Source organism: Pedobacter agri PB92 (assembly GCF_000258495.1).
Taxonomy (GTDB): Bacteria; Bacteroidota; Bacteroidia; order Sphingobacteriales; family Sphingobacteriaceae; genus Pedobacter; species Pedobacter agri.
The window spans coordinates 1-17,386 of the sequence record NZ_AJLG01000110.1 but is presented as its reverse complement, the minus strand read 5'-3'; the positions used below and the strand labels follow the sequence as shown (position 1 = coordinate 17,386).

Annotated in this window: 18 protein-coding genes; 7 read left to right on the top strand and 11 right to left on the bottom strand. The window is 37.0% G+C overall.

The window, feature by feature from the left end:
* The 3 genes from ON09_RS15615 to ON09_RS15605 all read left to right on the top strand — a co-directional run.
* Window positions 1-330, top strand: a 330-nt coding sequence (locus ON09_RS15615) for a hypothetical protein (protein ID WP_010601997.1), incomplete at its 5' end; no start/stop codon positions are given.
* The gene (locus tag ON09_RS15610; protein WP_029204378.1) at window positions 327-2,384 is read left to right on the top strand and encodes a TonB-dependent receptor; all 2,058 of its coding nucleotides are present in this window, start codon (window positions 327-329) and stop codon (window positions 2,382-2,384) included. The genes ON09_RS15615 and ON09_RS15610, both read left to right, overlap by 4 nt.
* Window positions 2,309-2,989, top strand: a complete 681-nt coding sequence (locus ON09_RS15605) for a hypothetical protein (RefSeq protein ID WP_157258978.1) — start codon at window positions 2,309-2,311, stop codon at window positions 2,987-2,989. Before ON09_RS15610 ends, ON09_RS15605 begins: the two co-directional genes overlap by 76 nt.
* A 145-nt stretch (window positions 2,990-3,134) precedes the next feature.
* Here the strand turns inward: ON09_RS15605 and ON09_RS15600 are convergent, their stop codons facing one another.
* The 4 genes from ON09_RS15600 to ON09_RS15585 form a co-directional block, all read right to left on the bottom strand.
* Entirely contained in the window at window positions 3,135-4,607 is a 1,473-nt protein-coding gene (locus tag ON09_RS15600; RefSeq protein WP_010601996.1) for a M56 family metallopeptidase, read from the bottom strand.
* A 4-nt stretch (window positions 4,608-4,611) separates the two neighbouring features.
* Window positions 4,612-4,974, bottom strand: a complete 363-nt coding sequence (locus tag ON09_RS15595) for a BlaI/MecI/CopY family transcriptional regulator (protein WP_010601995.1) — start codon at window positions 4,972-4,974, stop codon at window positions 4,612-4,614.
* A gap of 109 nt (window positions 4,975-5,083) precedes the next feature.
* Window positions 5,084-5,584: a hypothetical protein gene (locus tag ON09_RS15590; protein WP_010601994.1), complete on the bottom strand. Its 501-nt coding sequence runs from the start codon at window positions 5,582-5,584 to the stop codon at window positions 5,084-5,086.
* Window positions 5,585-5,728: 144 nt separating this feature from the next.
* Window positions 5,729-7,102 carry a dicarboxylate/amino acid:cation symporter gene (locus ON09_RS15585; RefSeq protein ID WP_010601993.1) on the bottom strand — a complete coding sequence of 458 codons (1,374 nt, stop codon included), beginning with the start codon at window positions 7,100-7,102 and terminating at the stop codon, window positions 5,729-5,731.
* Between the two features lie 161 nt (window positions 7,103-7,263).
* Between ON09_RS15585 and ON09_RS15580 the strand changes: the two genes are divergently transcribed.
* From ON09_RS15580 to ON09_RS15570, 3 genes are read left to right on the top strand one after another with little or no spacing between them, the layout of a single operon-like run.
* Window positions 7,264-7,761, top strand: a complete 498-nt coding sequence (locus ON09_RS15580; protein ID WP_010601992.1) for an RNA polymerase sigma factor — start codon at window positions 7,264-7,266, stop codon at window positions 7,759-7,761.
* Window positions 7,748-8,353 carry a hypothetical protein gene (locus tag ON09_RS15575; protein ID WP_010601991.1) on the top strand — a complete coding sequence of 202 codons (606 nt, stop codon included), beginning with the start codon at window positions 7,748-7,750 and terminating at the stop codon, window positions 8,351-8,353. The genes ON09_RS15580 and ON09_RS15575 overlap by 14 nt, the downstream gene beginning before the upstream one ends.
* A 29-nt stretch (window positions 8,354-8,382) precedes the next feature.
* Entirely contained in the window at window positions 8,383-8,952 is a 570-nt protein-coding gene (locus ON09_RS15570) for a DUF922 domain-containing protein (RefSeq protein WP_010601990.1), read from the top strand.
* Here the strand turns inward: ON09_RS15570 and ON09_RS15565 are convergent.
* The 7 genes from ON09_RS15565 to ON09_RS15535 form a co-directional block, all read right to left on the bottom strand.
* On the bottom strand, window positions 8,932-9,315 hold the full coding sequence (locus tag ON09_RS15565; RefSeq protein ID WP_010601989.1) for a diacylglycerol kinase family protein: 384 nt from the start codon (window positions 9,313-9,315) through the stop codon (window positions 8,932-8,934). The genes ON09_RS15570 and ON09_RS15565 overlap by 21 nt on opposite strands.
* 95 nt (window positions 9,316-9,410) lie before the next feature.
* Window positions 9,411-10,013, bottom strand: a complete 603-nt coding sequence (locus ON09_RS15560) for a hypothetical protein (protein WP_010601988.1) — start codon at window positions 10,011-10,013, stop codon at window positions 9,411-9,413.
* A gap of 58 nt (window positions 10,014-10,071) precedes the next feature.
* A complete protein-coding gene (locus tag ON09_RS15555; RefSeq protein WP_010601987.1) occupies window positions 10,072-11,982 on the bottom strand; it encodes a beta-N-acetylhexosaminidase in 1,911 nt (636 codons plus the stop codon).
* Window positions 11,983-12,179: 197 nt separating this feature from the next.
* Complete coding sequence (trxB, locus tag ON09_RS15550; protein WP_010601986.1) at window positions 12,180-13,136, bottom strand: thioredoxin-disulfide reductase; 957 nt, start codon at window positions 13,134-13,136, stop codon at window positions 12,180-12,182.
* A gap of 152 nt (window positions 13,137-13,288) precedes the next feature.
* Window positions 13,289-14,452, bottom strand: a complete 1,164-nt coding sequence (locus ON09_RS15545) for a dipeptidase (protein ID WP_010601985.1) — start codon at window positions 14,450-14,452, stop codon at window positions 13,289-13,291.
* A gap of 16 nt (window positions 14,453-14,468) precedes the next feature.
* The gene (locus ON09_RS15540) at window positions 14,469-15,014 is read right to left on the bottom strand and encodes a hypothetical protein (RefSeq protein WP_010601984.1); all 546 of its coding nucleotides are present in this window, start codon (window positions 15,012-15,014) and stop codon (window positions 14,469-14,471) included.
* Window positions 15,015-15,051: 37 nt separating this feature from the next.
* Entirely contained in the window at window positions 15,052-16,680 is a 1,629-nt protein-coding gene (locus ON09_RS15535) for an acyl-CoA carboxylase subunit beta (RefSeq protein ID WP_010601983.1), read from the bottom strand.
* A gap of 389 nt (window positions 16,681-17,069) precedes the next feature.
* Between ON09_RS15535 and ON09_RS15530 the strand changes: the two genes are divergently transcribed.
* On the top strand, window positions 17,070-17,386 hold a 317-nt coding region (locus ON09_RS15530; protein ID WP_010601982.1), incomplete at its 3' end, for a DUF2721 domain-containing protein.

Here is a 17,386-nt window from a genome sequence, read left to right as displayed (position 1 = left end):
GCAGAAGACGCGAAAAATACTCCAGATGGGGATCAAAAAATTACCATGCCAAATGGTATACCCGGAACGATAAAAATTACCGGAATAGAAACAAGCACAACCTATTTGGGTTCGGAAATTAAGCTGCCAACCGATGCCATAAAAACCACCAGAAAAGATCTTGATAAACTAAAGGCAGCCCGTGATAAAGATCCACAAGGCTTTATGCAGGCACAAATGGCAGCAAACGGTATTCAAGGAACATTTAAAAGAAGCGTATCAACACCTACTGGTCAGCCAATAGTAAAACGCCTAATCAACAATCCTATAGAACTTCCTGAGAAAAAATGAGAAAAGCTATTTTAATCAGCATGCTGCTTTTTTGGGGGATCACATTTGTTTTTGCTCAAAAAGCAATTAAGGGTACCGTGAGAGATGCTGCAGGTAAAGGCATTGAATCTGTAAATGTAAATCTGAAAGATAGCGAAGGGAACATCATCAGCTTTACCAGAACAAATAAAGATGGGATATTTAATCTTCCTGTTAAAAACGATCAAGTTACCGGTTACAAAATTGAAGCTTCGAGTATCGGTTATAAAAAGCAATCCATTTCCATCTTGGATGTAGGTAAAAGTCAGGATTTGACCTTAGCTCCTAGTGAAACGAGTTTGGAAACGGTAACGGTAAAAAACCGCCCTTTATTAACTTCCAAAGGCGATACCTTAAATTATAGAACTGCTGATTTTGCCGATAAACAAGATCGGAGCATTGGCGATGTACTTAAAAAAATGCCTGGAATTGAGGTGGCAGAAAATGGCAAAATCAGCTACAATGGTAAATCCATTTCTAATTTATATGTAGATGGCGATAATTTGCTTGATGATAAGTATAACATCGGTACAAAAAGCATTCCTCAAGGCGCTGTTGACAAAGTGCAGGTTATCCAAAATGACCAGCCCATTAAAATGATGCGTAAAAATAATATCAGCGATGATGTTGCTTTGAACCTGGTTATTAAAGATGATGCAAAACTCAAGGTAATGGGCGACGCAACAGTTGGTGCTGGAACGCCAAATCGTTTTGATGAAAACCTGACGGCCATGCTGTTTAACAAAAAGCTAAAATTCATCAACAACATTAAAGGAAATAACATAGGCAATGACCCTGGCATTGATTTAACCTCACATAATTTAGCTGATTATTTGAAACGTTTAGACAACAATAAGCCTAGTGGTTTATTGTCTACCGGCGCAGCTGGCGTACCTTCTCTTCCACAAAACAGGTATTTATTCAATAAAGCGGGTGTAGTTAATTTAAATAACTTATTCAAGTTTAATCAGGATTTGCAACTGAGGGCGAATATTTCTTATCTATTTGATGAACGGAGGCAACAATACAATAAATTTTCGCAAACTTATTTAGCAGATCAAACCATTAGTTATGCCGAATTTCAAAATAATGAAGTTAATCCACAAAAATTAAGAGCCCAGTTTAACTTAAATAAAAATGCAGAGCATGATTACTTTAACAATAATTTCATTTTGGATTACACACCTTTCAAAACCAATTCAGCATTCGCCATCAACAACGTGGCCGCAAGTCAGGTTTTAAAACAGGAAACTTTCGATATTTCAAATGAGTTCAATTATCGGAAGAAATTAAAATCAGAAAATGTAATCTTACTATATTCCTATTTGAACAGAACTTCGCAACCTGAAAATTTGAATATTTCACCGGGTTTAAATGCTGATATTCTGAACAACGGCAATAGTTACTTAGGTTTGAGCCAATACATTAAATTACCCACCTGGTACACGAATAATTATGCATCTTTTGCCTTTTTAGATGGTGGTTTTGCCCAAACCTATAAGACTGGATTTAATCTTCAGCAGCAAAACTTAAACTCTGAGCTTTACCGCATCCAGAACGATTTAAGCTCTGAACTGGTTTCGGAACGTACCGTGAATGATCTCAATTGGTTTAAAGGAAGAGTTTATGCCGACGCCACTTACGAATATACCAATGATAAGTTAAAAGCTGGCTTGAGTTTACCTGTAAGTTACAACCACATCAATTATAACGATCCTGTAAATACGCTAGATAATAGCTTAAATAAACTATTTTTAAACCCATCATTGAATATCAAATATCAAACGGGGATAGAAAATTATGTTTCGGCGAACTACTTTTATAAAAATGATCTGGGGGGAATTGATGATGTTTATCGCGGAACAGTTTTAAAAATTACCGTTCGTTATTTGCAAACAACGCCCCAATTTCTGAATCGAAAACGCATAGCTTTAGAGGAGAATTTAATTTTAGGAAAGCAATGCAGATGTTTTTTTTCAATGCATCAGCCAATTACAGCAATACCGAACTTAATACCATTTCATCTTTTAGCCTGAGTAATAATATTCAGCAAAGAATTGTCTTGCCGTTGGAAAACCATATTAAAAACTTATCAGCAAGTGCAAACGCAAGCAAATATTTGTTTGCATTGAAAAGTACTATCACAGCAGGCGTAAATTTTTCGCAAAGCAAATATAGCCAACTTCAAAACGGTGAACTTTTACCATTTAATACCAAAACGATTTCATACAAAGCCGCTATTGAGGCCAAGCTTACCAATTTCATCAACTGGTCGTATGGTGCCACTTATGCTGTGACCAATAATCGGGCAGATGTTGCAGATGCAATTAACACAAGTTTTCGACAATTAAGACAACAATCTACATTGGCTATTACCACAGTGCAAAATGTATATCTCAATCTGTCAGCGGAGCATTTATTTACGCACCAGGCGAATCAGCCAAATCTGAAATATCTATTTGCTGATGCAAATGTGAAATATAAATTGCTAAAGATTAAAACTGATCTGGAGTTTGGAATGACCAACCTCGCCAATATCAAACAATTCGACGCGATTTATCTATCAGCAAATGCGTTAACAACAGGGACATATTTAATTCCTGGAAGAGTAGCCATGCTTAAAGCGACATTCAACTTTTAAAATGAAATACAGTAATGAGAATTAAAGAAATTCATCATTGCGATTAAAGCAAATACCTAGAAATTACATGGTAGAAATCTTTGAACCAAACATAAGCTCAAAGATTTCTACCCTTTGATTGGATAAAGATTTAGTAGAAAGTAAATTACGGCTTAGTTCTAATATGAATGGCACCTTCATCACCTTTTACAATCTCAATATTTGAAATCTTGTTAACATCAAGGTTTTTGATATCAGCATTAGACACCTTTTCTCCATCAACATAATAATTGATTTTATTAGATAGACTAGTAATTACTTCTGTACTATTTTCGCTGCCGGATAATTTTTTATGGGCTTTTATCAATACTACATTATTAATAGTGCCTCTGATAGGCTTATCCGCCTGTTTTGAATTTGCGTCTCTTAAAAATACACCCATTGTTGCGTGATCGATCTTCAGGGTATCTTTGACAGTAAATCGCTGTACAATGGCTTTCCTTTCCGCAATTGCATTGGTTTTCAAATCAATTACCTGACCAACGAGCTTATTCAATTCATTTGAGATAGATTGATGCGTGGTATCCGAAGTTTCAAATTGTGTTTTAAAAATAAAAGTCATTTTTTTAACTGAATCGATACCTTTTTTTTGCTGCCGGGAAGCGACAATTTTAACTTTCTTTCTGGCTTTCGCGGGCTTAATGATGGCAGATCTGGTATCACTATTCGGTAGCGTAATCTCAAGCACATCGGTTAAAGGCGCTATCGTTTTCTGAACATTTTTCTTATCGATGGTAAAGGCTAGTGTTACAAAAATTAAAACCGGTAACACCAATAAATAACGAGACAGATTCATTTTGGATGAACGTTTGGCATTCATCATGATAATTCGCTTTTTAAGATCTGAAAGATTAAAATTATTGACAAGAGCGATAGACGGCTGTAGGTTAACAACATCTAATAAACTATACTGATAAGCTTTTTTATCAATTCCTTTCTTCAGTATTTTGGCATCAGTGATGAATTCGATGTTTTCTCTTACCGCTTTTTTCATCAACCAAACTCCTGGATTAAACCAGTAAAAAACCACGCAAACTTCTGCGAGAATAATATCTAAAGTATGCCATTCTTCCACATGTACTTTTTCATGTTCCAAAATATTGTTTAAATCCTGCCCCTTGTGCATTGCCGGATTAATGTAAATGGTTTGCCAAAAACTAAAAGGACTTACTTCTTCTGACAAAATTCGTACGTTGAAATTCTGTAATTTGCCAGCCGCCGATTTTTGATGCATCTGCCGAAGCGAAATCAATTGAATTAAAAGCCTTACTGCCATGAGCAGCACACCGATGTAAAACGCTACAGTTAACACCTGCCAAAGGATAGAAACAGAATCCTGCTGCACAAATTGCTTAACATTTTGATTAAAAGTTGGAATAAAAGCCGGAATGGTGGGTTGACTCGATAAGAGGGCTGTTAAATCAATAAAAGGGTAAGCGGAAGAAAAAACGATTCCAAAAACCAGGAAGACCCGGTTAAGATAGTAAAATGTTAATCTTCGAAGGATGAGATAATAACTTGCTGAAAACAAAATCAGCACCAGGTTAATCTTCAATAAGACAAGGAAGAAATATGGCATGGCATTATTTTTCTGGGTTTTCGATCAGATTAATTATCTCCTTCAATTCCTCAGCACTGATTTTTTTATCCTTTGCAAAAAAAGCGACCAGCTCTTTGTACGAACTTTGGAAATAGTTATTCACAAAGCCACTCATGAAACGCTTTTTATATTCAACCTCTTTTACTTTTGCACCATACCGATTGGCGTTGGCAAAACGTTCACTAATGAGATAACCTTTTTTCTCTAAATTTTTTATTGTAGATGCCAGGGTGGTATATGGTGGTTTGGGCTCAGGCAAAACATCCATAAAATCTTTGATAAAACCCTTTCCTACTTGCCAAACAGCAAGCATGGCTTCCTCTTCCTGAATTGTTAATTTTTCCATTTAGTACGAATATATCGTAAATATACGAAATCTCCGAAAAGAAAAAGACTTTATTAAAACGCTAAATTTTAGCATCTTAATAAAGCCTTTGTTATTATTGGTAATGAATTTACTTTCCTGATCTGATCTCTGCCTGGTTTAAAGTCTCCTGGATTACCTTACGCATTTGGACAGCAGCATCCAACAATTTCGGATTCCCGTCGAAATCGCCAAAAATGACAACATGTTTTGATTTTTCTTTGTAATTGAAAGTAATATCATAACGGGGAACCAATTTTGATTTAGCACTCTTTTGCCCAATGGTATCAGGAAAATTCCAAAGTCCGATTTCATTTGCTTTCCTGTGCATATATAAAATGTCGTCGCTTTTTAAGAAAAACTTCTTCGTAATCACAGAATCTCTGTTGTTCACATATTGATAAACGCCGGTTTTCGAATCATAATTATTTTCCAAAGTATCTGTCAAGCCATAACTAAATTGCATCGAAACAAAATCAGCCTTACGGAAAGGCGCATTCTGAATAATGGGTTTGTAATAGATATAACAATAAATGATCATCGGAACGATGATGGTAATGGCTAGGAATATCTTTTTTGCGTTACTTGACACTTTGATTAATTATTGAATGAATGACTTATTGAATGTGTGATTTGGCATATTGGTAAAACGATGCAAAGTTTAAAAATTTTAGTGAACGTAAAGACATACCAAAATCATTTGTGTATTACATTCTTACTCTTACTTATTGCTATACTAATCTTTCAGTTCTCCTTCCCACTTACTTACTACAGCGGTTGCAATACTGTTCCCAACTACATTTGTGGCAGAGCGTCCCATATCTAATAGCGGATCGATACCGATCAATAAAGCCAGACCAGCCTCCGGAATATTAAAGCTGGCAATGGTTCCGGCAATAACTACCAGAGAGGCTCTTGGTACACCTGCAATTCCTTTACTCGTTAACATCAAAATCAGTAACATCGAGATTTGTTGTTCAAAGCCTAAATGGATGCCATAGGCCTGAGCAATAAATAGCGATGCAAAAGTCATGTACATCATTGAGCCATCTAAATTAAAGGAATAACCCAAGGGCAAAACGAAACTCACGATCTTATCCTTGCAACCAAAACGCTCCAGAAGCATCATAGTTTTTGGATAGGCAGCTTCACTACTTGCTGTACTAAATGCCAAAATTGCTGGCTCTTTCATATCGTTTACCAAACGGAAAACGCGTTTTTTCAATATTAAAAAGCCTAAAAAGATTAGAACAGCCCATAAAATACCTAAACCCAGGTAAAATTCGCCAATAAAAATGGCATAGGTATTTAATACATTTAAACCTTGCTTTGCAACGATTGCTGTCATGGCACCGAAAACGGCTAATGGAGCAAAGTTCATTACATAACCAGTCATTTTTAAGATAACATGCGCTATCGCATCAAAAGCTTTAATTACCACCTGACCTAAATCGCCAATGGCGGCAGTGGCTACGCCAAAAAATAAAGAGAAAACTACAATCTGCAAGATTTCATTAGTGGCCATGGATTCGGCAATACTTTTGGGAAAAACATGCGCAATAAAGTCTTTTACACTCATCGCCGCTTTCTGTATTCCGGTATTTACCATTTGATCTGGCAGCGTCAATTGCATGTGTTTTCCTGGTTCAAAAAGGTTTACTAAAACCAAACCCAACACGAGTGACATGAGCGACATGGCCATAAACCAGCCTAATGTTTTCCCTCCAATACGTCCGACTGCTTTAATATCACCAACTTTTGCCACCCCTACTACCAATGTGGTAAATACTAATGGCGCAACAATCATTTTAATCAAACGTAGAAAGATATCGCTCAGAAGCGTAAAATATTCAAGCTTTTTCTCCCTGATATCTTCGTTTTCTTTTTTAATCTGGGCATTTACTTTTCGTTCGGCTTTGAGCTGAGCATAAACTGCAGATGTAGTATCAGCTGTTTTTTTAATGCTCACTTCAATACTTTTCACTTTCGCATCAGCATTTAGAATTTTCTGATTATAGGTATCGATCGAATTAACGTTCAAAATGTAGCCTAATGCAACTCCGGCAATCAGCGCCAGGAAAATGAAAAGCGTGAGTTTGTTTTTCTTCATGAATATAAAAAGTTTGTGGCTCTGTTAATTTGGTAAAACTACGATATTTAAGGCGTGTAACAAATTTTGATTCATCAGCTGTTTAAAAATTATTTTAATTTCTATTTTCGCTGTAACAAAAAACGCAAATCTCCATCTAAAAAGCACTTATCATCCCGTAAATGGAACAAAAAGACAAGTTATTTAAAGAAATCTTCGATTCGAATTCCAAGAAAATATTCCATTTATGTTATGGTTATACTGGCGATACCGATGCTGCGAACGATCTGCTGCAGGAAACGTTTTTAAAGGTTTGGCAAAATCTGGATAAGTTTAGAAACAAATCTTTGATTTCGACCTGGATATACAGAATTGCCGTTAACACCTGTTTAACCTACTTAAGATCAGAAAAAAGACAAGCGAAGGATGAACTGACCGAAAATATCATCGAGAACAAAATAGAAGAATTTTCGGAAAAGAATGAACAGGTGGCGCTACTTTATAAATGCATCTCGAAACTTGAAGAAAATGATCGTTTGATTATTACCATGGTGCTTGATGAGCTCCCCTACCACGAAATTGCCGATATATCAGGGATAAGCGAAGGCAACTTGAGAGTTAAAATTCATCGAATTAAACAAAAATTAACAGAACTATATAATCAATATGCAAGCGTTTGATCAAATACAAGAGTTGTGGCAAAAACACGATGTAGAAGTTAAACTTTCTGCTGATGAAATGCTGCAACAAGCTAAAAAAGAAGTGAACGGCTTGAAGTTCAAATCTGCCTTGAATATTCTGGGCATGCTTGCATCGTTTATTGCAATTGCTGCGTTATGGATGTTTTATCATTTCAATTCATGGACTACACATGTTGGAATCAGTATTACTATGATTGCAATCGGCGTTTATACTTTAATCTTATATCGAGACCACAGATTAATTTCCAAAACCGACTATACTCTTCACCCGAATGAATATTTAAATAACCTCAAAAGCTATCAATTAAATCGTTACAGCCTTTATAACTCGTTATACTGGTTTTATACGATAGCATTGTCTTTGGGACTGATTTTTTATTTCGTTGAAATTCTAGGGCACTTCAATATCTATCAAAAAATGGTTGCGATTGGGTCAACCGCACTCTGGATTCTTTTTTGTTCAACGATTTTAAGAAAGGCTGTAATTAAAAGGGAAAAGGAAAGAATTTCACTACTAATTGAGAAATTTGAACGAATCAGCAGCCAGATTTCTTCTACGGACCAATTTTAGGCACGGTTTTTTCATTGATAAAATCACACATGAAAAAACCGATTTTATCCATATTGATACTTTTGATATTGCCATTTACCTTTGGTTTTAAACAGGATTTTACTGAACCTGTTCAATTACAATGGGAAACTCATTTTAAAGGCAAAGCTGTAGAAAATTCGCCATTTTTTGCTTTAACTGCTATGACCTGGAAATACAGTTATGAATCAACTATTTATCGGAACCGGGTAGCCATTAACCTTAAAAATGAGGTTACGATTGATAAGAATAGATCATGGGTGAAGTGGGATAAAATCAAAAATCCAGATGTGAGGGCGAGTTTGTTACACCATGAACAAGGCCACGTAAATATCCAATATATATTACTTTCAGAGGCTGAAAGGGTATTAAAAAATCGAAATTATTCCGTAAAAAACTATAAAGCACAAATTTCGCAACTGGCTAACGAGATCAGTAATTATTTCGATACGATGCAGCGCAATTATGATGATGAAACCGAACACGGAAGTAACCATAAAATGCAGGCTCGCTGGGATAAAATTATCGACGATAAAATGGAAGAATCAAGAGCAGCAACCTTAGCCAATAATTCTAAATAACTTGGGCAAAAAGATAATCAGCCCTATAGCAACCGCCAAAAAAGCAGCAAACAATACAGCCGCAGCAGCTAAATCCTTCACAATTTTAATTTTCGGATGAAATCCTGGAGAGACCATATCTGCCAGTTGTTCAATGGATGAATTGATAATTTCAGTTACAATCACAGCTGATATTGCAAAAAGTATTGCAATCCACTCGTGGCTGGAAAGCTCTAAATAAAAAGATAAGCCGATAACGATCACCGCAGCAAATAAATGCACTCTTCCATTGTGCTCGTTTACGAAAAACAGCCTCAATCCATTAAAGGCATGCTTAAAGCTTTTTAAACGATTTACGAACGAGAACTTTCGATTTTCTTGCATAAATATTTTTCAATGATCCTGAAATAAATTTAGGTAACCAAAGCTTGTTTATGATTTTAGGTATTTGATTGATACGACACCTCGAAACAAATTTATTATTCGTTTTTCACATCACTCGTAGAAAAACTATTACCTCTTAAGCTGTACTGGTATGTTTTTGTAATTGTTTTTGTAGAATCAGTTTCATCCTTTATAGGAAAAGACCTGAATAAATTTCCATCCTTAATAAAAAATTTATCATTACCGGAATTAACCTTTTTTTTATTTATATTAAGTGAAGGAAAACTAATTTTGTTAAAATCGCCACCAGAAAATTCAAATACATTTAAGTCTAAAATATTTTGTTTACTTATAAGTTGTATATATAATTCAGGATTGCCATCATTATCAAGATCCATGTTCCAGGCATCTGTAATGATACCTTTGCGTTCCACAGCTTCAGATTTATAATTATTTCTTACTGAGTCAGACATCAAAATCTGGTATCCACCAATTGAATCTGTGCCTTTCCCCCAACTGAGAATTTCAAAATTTAGTCCTGGTCTGATCTCTATATCCATATAAAACTTAAAGGGGTTTTTAATTACCGGAGGAATGTCTGATTTAATTTCCGCTGGTTTATCTTCGGTACATGCAAAACAAAACAGCATCCCTGTAATTAACAAGAGATGCTGCCATGTATATCTTCTAAATTTCATTTGCTGGGACTTTTTTTTCCCAAATTAATGATTTTAGTTTTTCAATGCAAGCGATTTATTACTTCTTGGTTGTAGTTTTATCTTCAGGGGCACCGTTGTTTAAAAGCGTTTCAGTAGTTACGCTTCTTTTTCCGCTTGGTGCAATAACAATGGTTCTTAATAATCTTTTTTCTCCCTGTGGCACGGTTACCTTTACTGGTGAAGTATATAAAAATGCATTCTCCGAAGGTCGTGAACCATCCAGCGAGTAATAAATTTTCGAACCTTTGACCGGAGCTTTCAGATCAATAGTGAAATCACCGCCAGATAAAGCCTTATCGCTCTGACCAATTGGTGTTGGCACCCAATAGTTAATGTTCATCTGATCTAAACGAGCCAGATGTTTTGGTAAACGCTCTTCTGAGAAGTTCTTTAAATCTTTGCGTTCAACCGGGCTCCAGGCAATTTCTGATAAGGCCAATAATCTTGGAAAAGCATGGTTTTCTGCTTTTTCTGGTGTTTTGATATACTCCGTCCACATATTTGCCTGAACACCTTTGATGTATTTACGCTGATCAGCTGTTAAAACTTTTGGAATGGGATCGTAGGCATATATTTTTTGATAAGGTGCAAAACCGCCAATGGTTACCGGTTCATCAGGCGAATTCGATTGTTTATGGTCAATATACAAACCCATTGATCCGGGTGTCATAATTACATCGTGATTTTGTTGCGCCGCTGCAATGCCTCCGGCCTCTCCTCTCCAACTCATTACAGTTGCGTTGGGTGCTAAACCGCCTTCTAAAATTTCATCCCAACCGATAATCGAACGGCCTTTAGCATTCACGTGTTTTTCTATAGTTTGAATAAAATAGCTTTGCAACTCATGTTCATCTTTCAAACCTTTTTCCTTCATCAAAGCCTGGCAAAATGGAGATTCCTTCCAATAGGTTTTTGGTGCCTCATCGCCGCCAATGTGAATATATTTTGAAGGGAAAATCGCAATTACCTCATCCAGTATATTATTCAACATGGTAAAAGTATTTTCCGATGGCACAAAAATATCATCAAAAACGCCCCAGGTTTGTTGCACTTGTTTTCCTTTTCTTGAACCAGCCCAAGGCGTTTTATCGCTCACAAAAGTATCACGATCAGGGAAACAACTTAACTCAGGATAGGCAGCAATTGCTGCAGAAGCATGACCTGGCAATTCAATTTCAGGAATAACCGTTACAAAACGTTCCGCGGCATATTTAACGATTTCTTTTGCTTCATCCTGGGTATAAAAACCTTTAACTGGTGTTAAGTAATTACCGTTACCAGGGTAGTTACCAATTATGGATCCGTTCCTGGAAGAACCAACCGTTGTCAATTTAGGATATTTTTTAATTTCTAATCTCCAACCCTGATCATCAGTTAAATGCCAATGAAAAGTGTTGATTTTGTAATATGCCAGGTGATCGATATATTTTTTGATGAATGAAAGTGGAAAATAATGACGGCATACATCGAGCATCGCTCCACGATAGCTAAAGCGAGGATAATCTTCAATAGTTACAGCAGGAACGGTGATTTTATCAGCAATTTTATCTGGCATCATTTGCATAGCCGATTCAACGCCATAGAATAAGCCGGCACCTTTTCCTACAATCGTGATCTGGTTAGTCGTAACTTTAATGGTATAACCTTCAGCAGGTAGTTTATCTGAACCGGTTGAAGTTAACAGAATACTTTTCTGACTGGGCTGAGGAACCTTACTTTCGCGTAAAGCAAAACCAGCTTTGTTTACAATAAATGCGTTCAATAAATCAGCCGATTTTGCGCCATCGATGCTTTGATTTATTAATACTGTTGATTTATCTAAAATGAAATTACCATTTGCCCGGGTAATGGATACGGGTGCAGGTATGATTCCGAGGTTGGGATCGCTCTGCGCAAATGCACTTGTACTGATTAATACTCCAATAAAAATCGATAATGCTTTGTTCATGTTTTGTTTTTTAAGATGACTTTAGGTTATTTGATACAAGATAGAAATTCCAAGCCCATCCGTAATTTCACTTTTTTGTTACAATTAAAAACAAACGTTTGCCTGATTGAAAATCGTCGAATTCTGATGGAAAATAAGATTCCATAAAAAAGAAGAAACCGTATTGATTTCTCTTTTTTTATGAGGTATAAATTATTTTAAGCTTCTACCGGGTGCTCTTTTGCGGCCAGGTATCGTTCAGCATCGAGTGCCGCCATACATCCTGAACCTGCAGCAGTAACTGCCTGGCGATAATACATATCCTGAACATCACCACAAGCAAAAACCCCTTCTACATTTGTTAATGTTGAGCCCGGTTTTGTTAACAAATAGCCAGTTTCATCCATATCTAACTGCCCGTTAAAAATATCGGTATTTGGTTTGTGACCGATAGCAACAAAGAAGCCTTCAACCGGAATTTCAGAAGAAATATTTGTTTTGTTATCGATTACTTTTACAGCGGTAACATTTTTACCATTTCCCAAAATTTCCTGAGTTTCAGTATTGTAATGCACAACGATATTTGGCGTAGCCAAAACACGACTAACCATTGCTTTTGAAGCTCTGAATTCATCACGGCGAACCAACAAGTGCACTGTTTTACACAATTTAGCCAAATAAGTTGCCTCTTCAGCAGCTGTATCACCAGCGCCTACAATGGCAACATCTTGCCCTTTGAAAAAGAAGCCATCACAAACTGCACAAGCTGAAACACCAAATCCATTATATTGTTGTTCACTTGGTAACCCCAACCATTTTGCAGTTGCACCAGTTGCAATAATTACAGTATCTGCAGTAATGGTTTTAATTTCATCAACCACAACTTTATGCGGCGTTGAAGAAAAATCTACCGAACTGATGTAGCCAAAACGGATGTCGGTGCCGAAACGTTCTGCCTGTTTACGAAAATCCTCCATCATTTCAGGCCCCATAATGCCTTGCGGGTAACCAGGGAAATTTTCTACATCAGTAGTTTGTGTTAGCTGACCACCGGCTTGCATTCCGGTGTACATAATTGGTTTTAAATCTGCCCTGGCTGCATAAATTGCTGCTGTGTAACCTGCCGGACCAGAACCTATGATTAAACACTGAACGTGTTCGTTTTCTTGTGACATTATATCGTGTGTTTGAAATTCATTAATTGTAGTGCAAATTTAACGCATAAAACATTTGTTGACAAGTGGGCATTGTCAACATAGTTTACTTATTAACATCAAACTAGTCCCCATTTCCAGTATCAAAGAAATTTAATATCCTAAATTTTAATTCAACTCCCTCTACTCGCTTTAATTAACCTAACCACATTACCGCCGAGAATTTTCTTAATATCTGTTTCTGAATATCCATTTTTTATTAGTTCTGCTGTGATTTTAGGGTAATCTGCTACACTATTCATACCCAACGGAAAAGATTCTGCCCCGTCAAAATCAGCGCCTAAACCAACATGATCAATTCCAATTAACTTCACAATGTGATTAATATGTTTAACAATCAAAGCTACAGCCGGCCGGATAACATCAGCTTCAGTTTGATGACTAGATATTAACGTATCAATGGCATTACTCCTACCATATTTGGCGGACAGCAACCTTAATTCTTTGTCATGTTTAGCAAGGAAAGCTTTTTGTTTACTACCGAAAGTCGGATCTAAAAAACCACTGTAAAAATTGATACAGACTACGCCGCCGTTTTTTCCAACAGCTTTAATCTGATCGTCCTTTAAATTTCTGGGAACAGGGTTTATACTGTAAGCACAACTGTGAGATACAATTACGGGTTTTGTACTTGTGGCAATAGCATCATAAAATGTTTTTTCGCCTACGTGTGATAAATCGACCAGCACGCCCAATTTATTTAATCGTTGAACAACCTGCTTCCCAAAGTTATTTAATCCGGCATTTTCAGCTTTGACTTTTCCAGATGTTTCATCTGTTGCTGAGCTCGACCAGGATGTGCTGTTGTTCCAGGTAAGAGTAAGATAGGCCATTCCCCGTTTGGCCAAACTATCGATATAATCCAACCGATTTTCAATCATATGCCCGCCCTCAACACCAATCATTGCAGCTAACTTTTGGCCTTTAACTACATTTTCTAATTGTTGAGCCGTTGTTACCAGTTGAATCTTATCAGGATATTTCCTAATTAGGCTGTAGAGCGAATCTATCTGTTGATTTGCGATAGCATAACCGCCAGTTTCATCGCACCAAATGGAGAAAAACTGAACATCCAAACCACCTTGCCTTGCCCGAACTAAATCGAAATTTCCTTTTGGCTGAAGTTTTCCAATATCGATTCCTGACTTAATTTGATTGAAAAGAATATCGCCATGAGTATCAATCAAGATGGCTTCCTGATGGATTTTATTCAGTTTTTGAGCAAAAGCATAGATACTATTTAAACTGATCAGCAGACCTAAAACATAAGTTTTCATATTAAGTCGATGGTATTTAACTGAATTGTTGACCTATTCCTGCATTTAGCAGCCAATCTGCCTGCGATCGGGACGAACCACTAATTGTTGTCTTTTTGGCAATTTCTTCCTGAGCCTTTCTTATCGAACTAGTGATCATTCCATTTTCAAGCATTTCATCCTCGTTTATTCCCATTTTTTTCATCATCTCGATAATCTTATCACCGTTAAACAATCGAAATAAGGGCTCTGATAAAGCAGATAAAACTGTAATTTCATTTCTACCCAATTCTGTTGCTTTGCGCTGTTCTTCGCTAGCTAATGGATGATGTTCTACGAATATCAGTTCCTTATCTGCAAAATCTGCATTTAAGCGATCCGCTAAATGAACCTGCTTTGCAACACTATTTCTCTGGAAAAAATTCTCCAATGCGCTTCTGGTTTCTTCGAACCAGGCAATAAACACGGTTGTAGGGTTGGCCTTATTCATCTCCAGGCAAGCACGAAATTTCGCTTCCTCTGAAATCCAAATGTTATCATATACGGTTACGCCTTTATTTTTTTTACTGAATAGTCCGAACATAGGTTGTTGAGTTATTTTTTTAATTTTTTAGGCTTAATTAAGTTTGAATAATACCTACACTAAATTTCTTTGTGATTGGCGATTGATTTGCAGCCTCAATGCCCATCGAAATCACTTTTCTGGTTTCTAAAGGATCGATAATACCATCAACCCAAAGCCTCGATGCGGCATAATATGGTGTGGTTTGACTATCATACTTATCCGTAATTTCTTTCAGCATTTCTGCTTCTTTCTCTGGAGTAATTACTTCGCCTTTCGCTTTTAGTGAAGCTTCCTGAATTTGGAGTAATGTTTTCGCTGCCTGAGCCCCGCCCATTACAGCTATTTTTGCTGTCGGCCAGGCGTAGATTAATCTTGGATCGTAAGCTTTACCACACATGGCATAATTACCCGCACCATATGAATTTCCAATCACGATGGTAAATTTAGGAACCACGGAATTTGCTACAGCATTGACCATTTTAGCACCATCTTTAATGATCCCGCCATGCTCTGAACGGCTTCCTACCATAAATCCTGTCACATCCTGTAAAAAAACCAACGGGATTTTTTTCTGATTGCAATTCATAATGAAACGGCTGGCTTTATCGGCGCTATCTGAATAGATGACGCCTCCAAACTGCATTTCTCCTTTTTTTGATTTGACTACTTTACGTTGATTGGCCACGATTCCAACAGCCCAACCATCAATACGGCCTAAGCCGCAAACAATACTTTGTCCATAGCCCTGTTTATACTCTTCAAAATCAGAACCATCAACCAGGCGGTTGATTATATCCATTATTTCGTATTGCTTATCCCTGTTTTCAGGAATAATTCCATATAATTGTTCTTCTTTATCTTTAGGTTTTGCAGGTTTTATTCTATCGAAGCCGGCATTTTCAGGTGCCCCGAGCATGCTCATAATATTGCGAATGCTATCTAAACAGGCTTGATCATTAGGATGTTTATAATCAGTAACACCCGAAATTTCACAATGCGTGGTTGCACCACCAAGGGTTTCATTGTCGACGTCTTCCCCTATGGCCGATTTGACCAGGTAAGAACCCGCCAAAAACACAGAACCGGTTTTATCCACAATCATCGCTTCATCACTCATGATGGGCAGATATGCGCCACCTGCCACGCAAGCCCCCATAATGGCTGAGATCTGAACAATCCCCTCCGATGACATGATTGCGTTATTGCGAAACATTCTACCAAAATGCTCCTTATCTGGAAATATCTCGTCCTGCATGGGTAGATATACGCCGGCACTATCAACCAGATATATCACAGGCAATCGGTTTTCCATTGCAATTTCCTGGGCCCGGAGATTTTTTTTCGCCGTCATTGGAAACCATGCACCCGCTTTAACAGTAGCATCATTGGCTACAATCATACACTGCCTTCCGCTCACGTAACCGATTCCACAAACTACACCTGCAGCAGGACAACCACCTTGCTCGGCATACATTCCATCGGCGGTAAAAGCACCAACCTCTAAAAAGTCTGAGTCTTTATCGATGAGGTATGCGATGCGCTCACGAGCCAATAACTTTCCTTTTTCTTTCTGCTTAGCGGCATTTTTTTCACCACCACCCTGATAGATCTTTTTAAGTTTCGTTCTCAGTTCGTAAACCAACTGTTTATTTATATCCTCGTTTTTGTTGAATTCGATATTCATGGAGGCAATTTAAATTTAATTTTAGAAAAATCGTGGAGACCGAATTGGTTTCTGGTCTAACCTTCATTTTAGCTAGAAAGTGTACAAAGTTATTCTACCCAAAAAATCCACAGAAAATGGCACAGCGGATCATTTAGAAAAATTTAAATCCAGTATTAAGAGATAGTCATCATAAGTTGGTGCTATATTGTGAAAATCTAAGTGTCTTTGCGGTTAATCTCAAAGAGAAGGATCTATTATTCAGTTCTGATGTTAAACATGTTGTCGCTCTTTTTGGTGCTGGACTAAAAACTAGTAAACTAACCACATTACGCAGAAAATTTAGCAACCTTTGCGGTTAAATCAACAGATATCCATTTAAAATAATATTTTTGGGTAAATCTCATCTAATGGAACTCACCGTAAATATTCCTGCTTTATTATTTCCTGCAATTAGTTTAATTATGCTGGCCTATACTAATCGCTTTCTGGCTTTGGCGGCGTTGGTTAGAAGTTTGAAAGCTAAATATGAAGAAACCGAAAGAAATATTGGATTGCAGAACCAGATTAAAAACCTGCGCTACCGATTGCGATTGATCAAAAACATGCAGGCTTTTGGGGTGTTGAGCTTTTGCCTTTGTTTGTTCTGCATGTTCTTTATTTATTTAGAATGGAATGTTATGGCCGAAATTCTATTTGCTTTGAGCCTGATATTTAGTGTGTACGT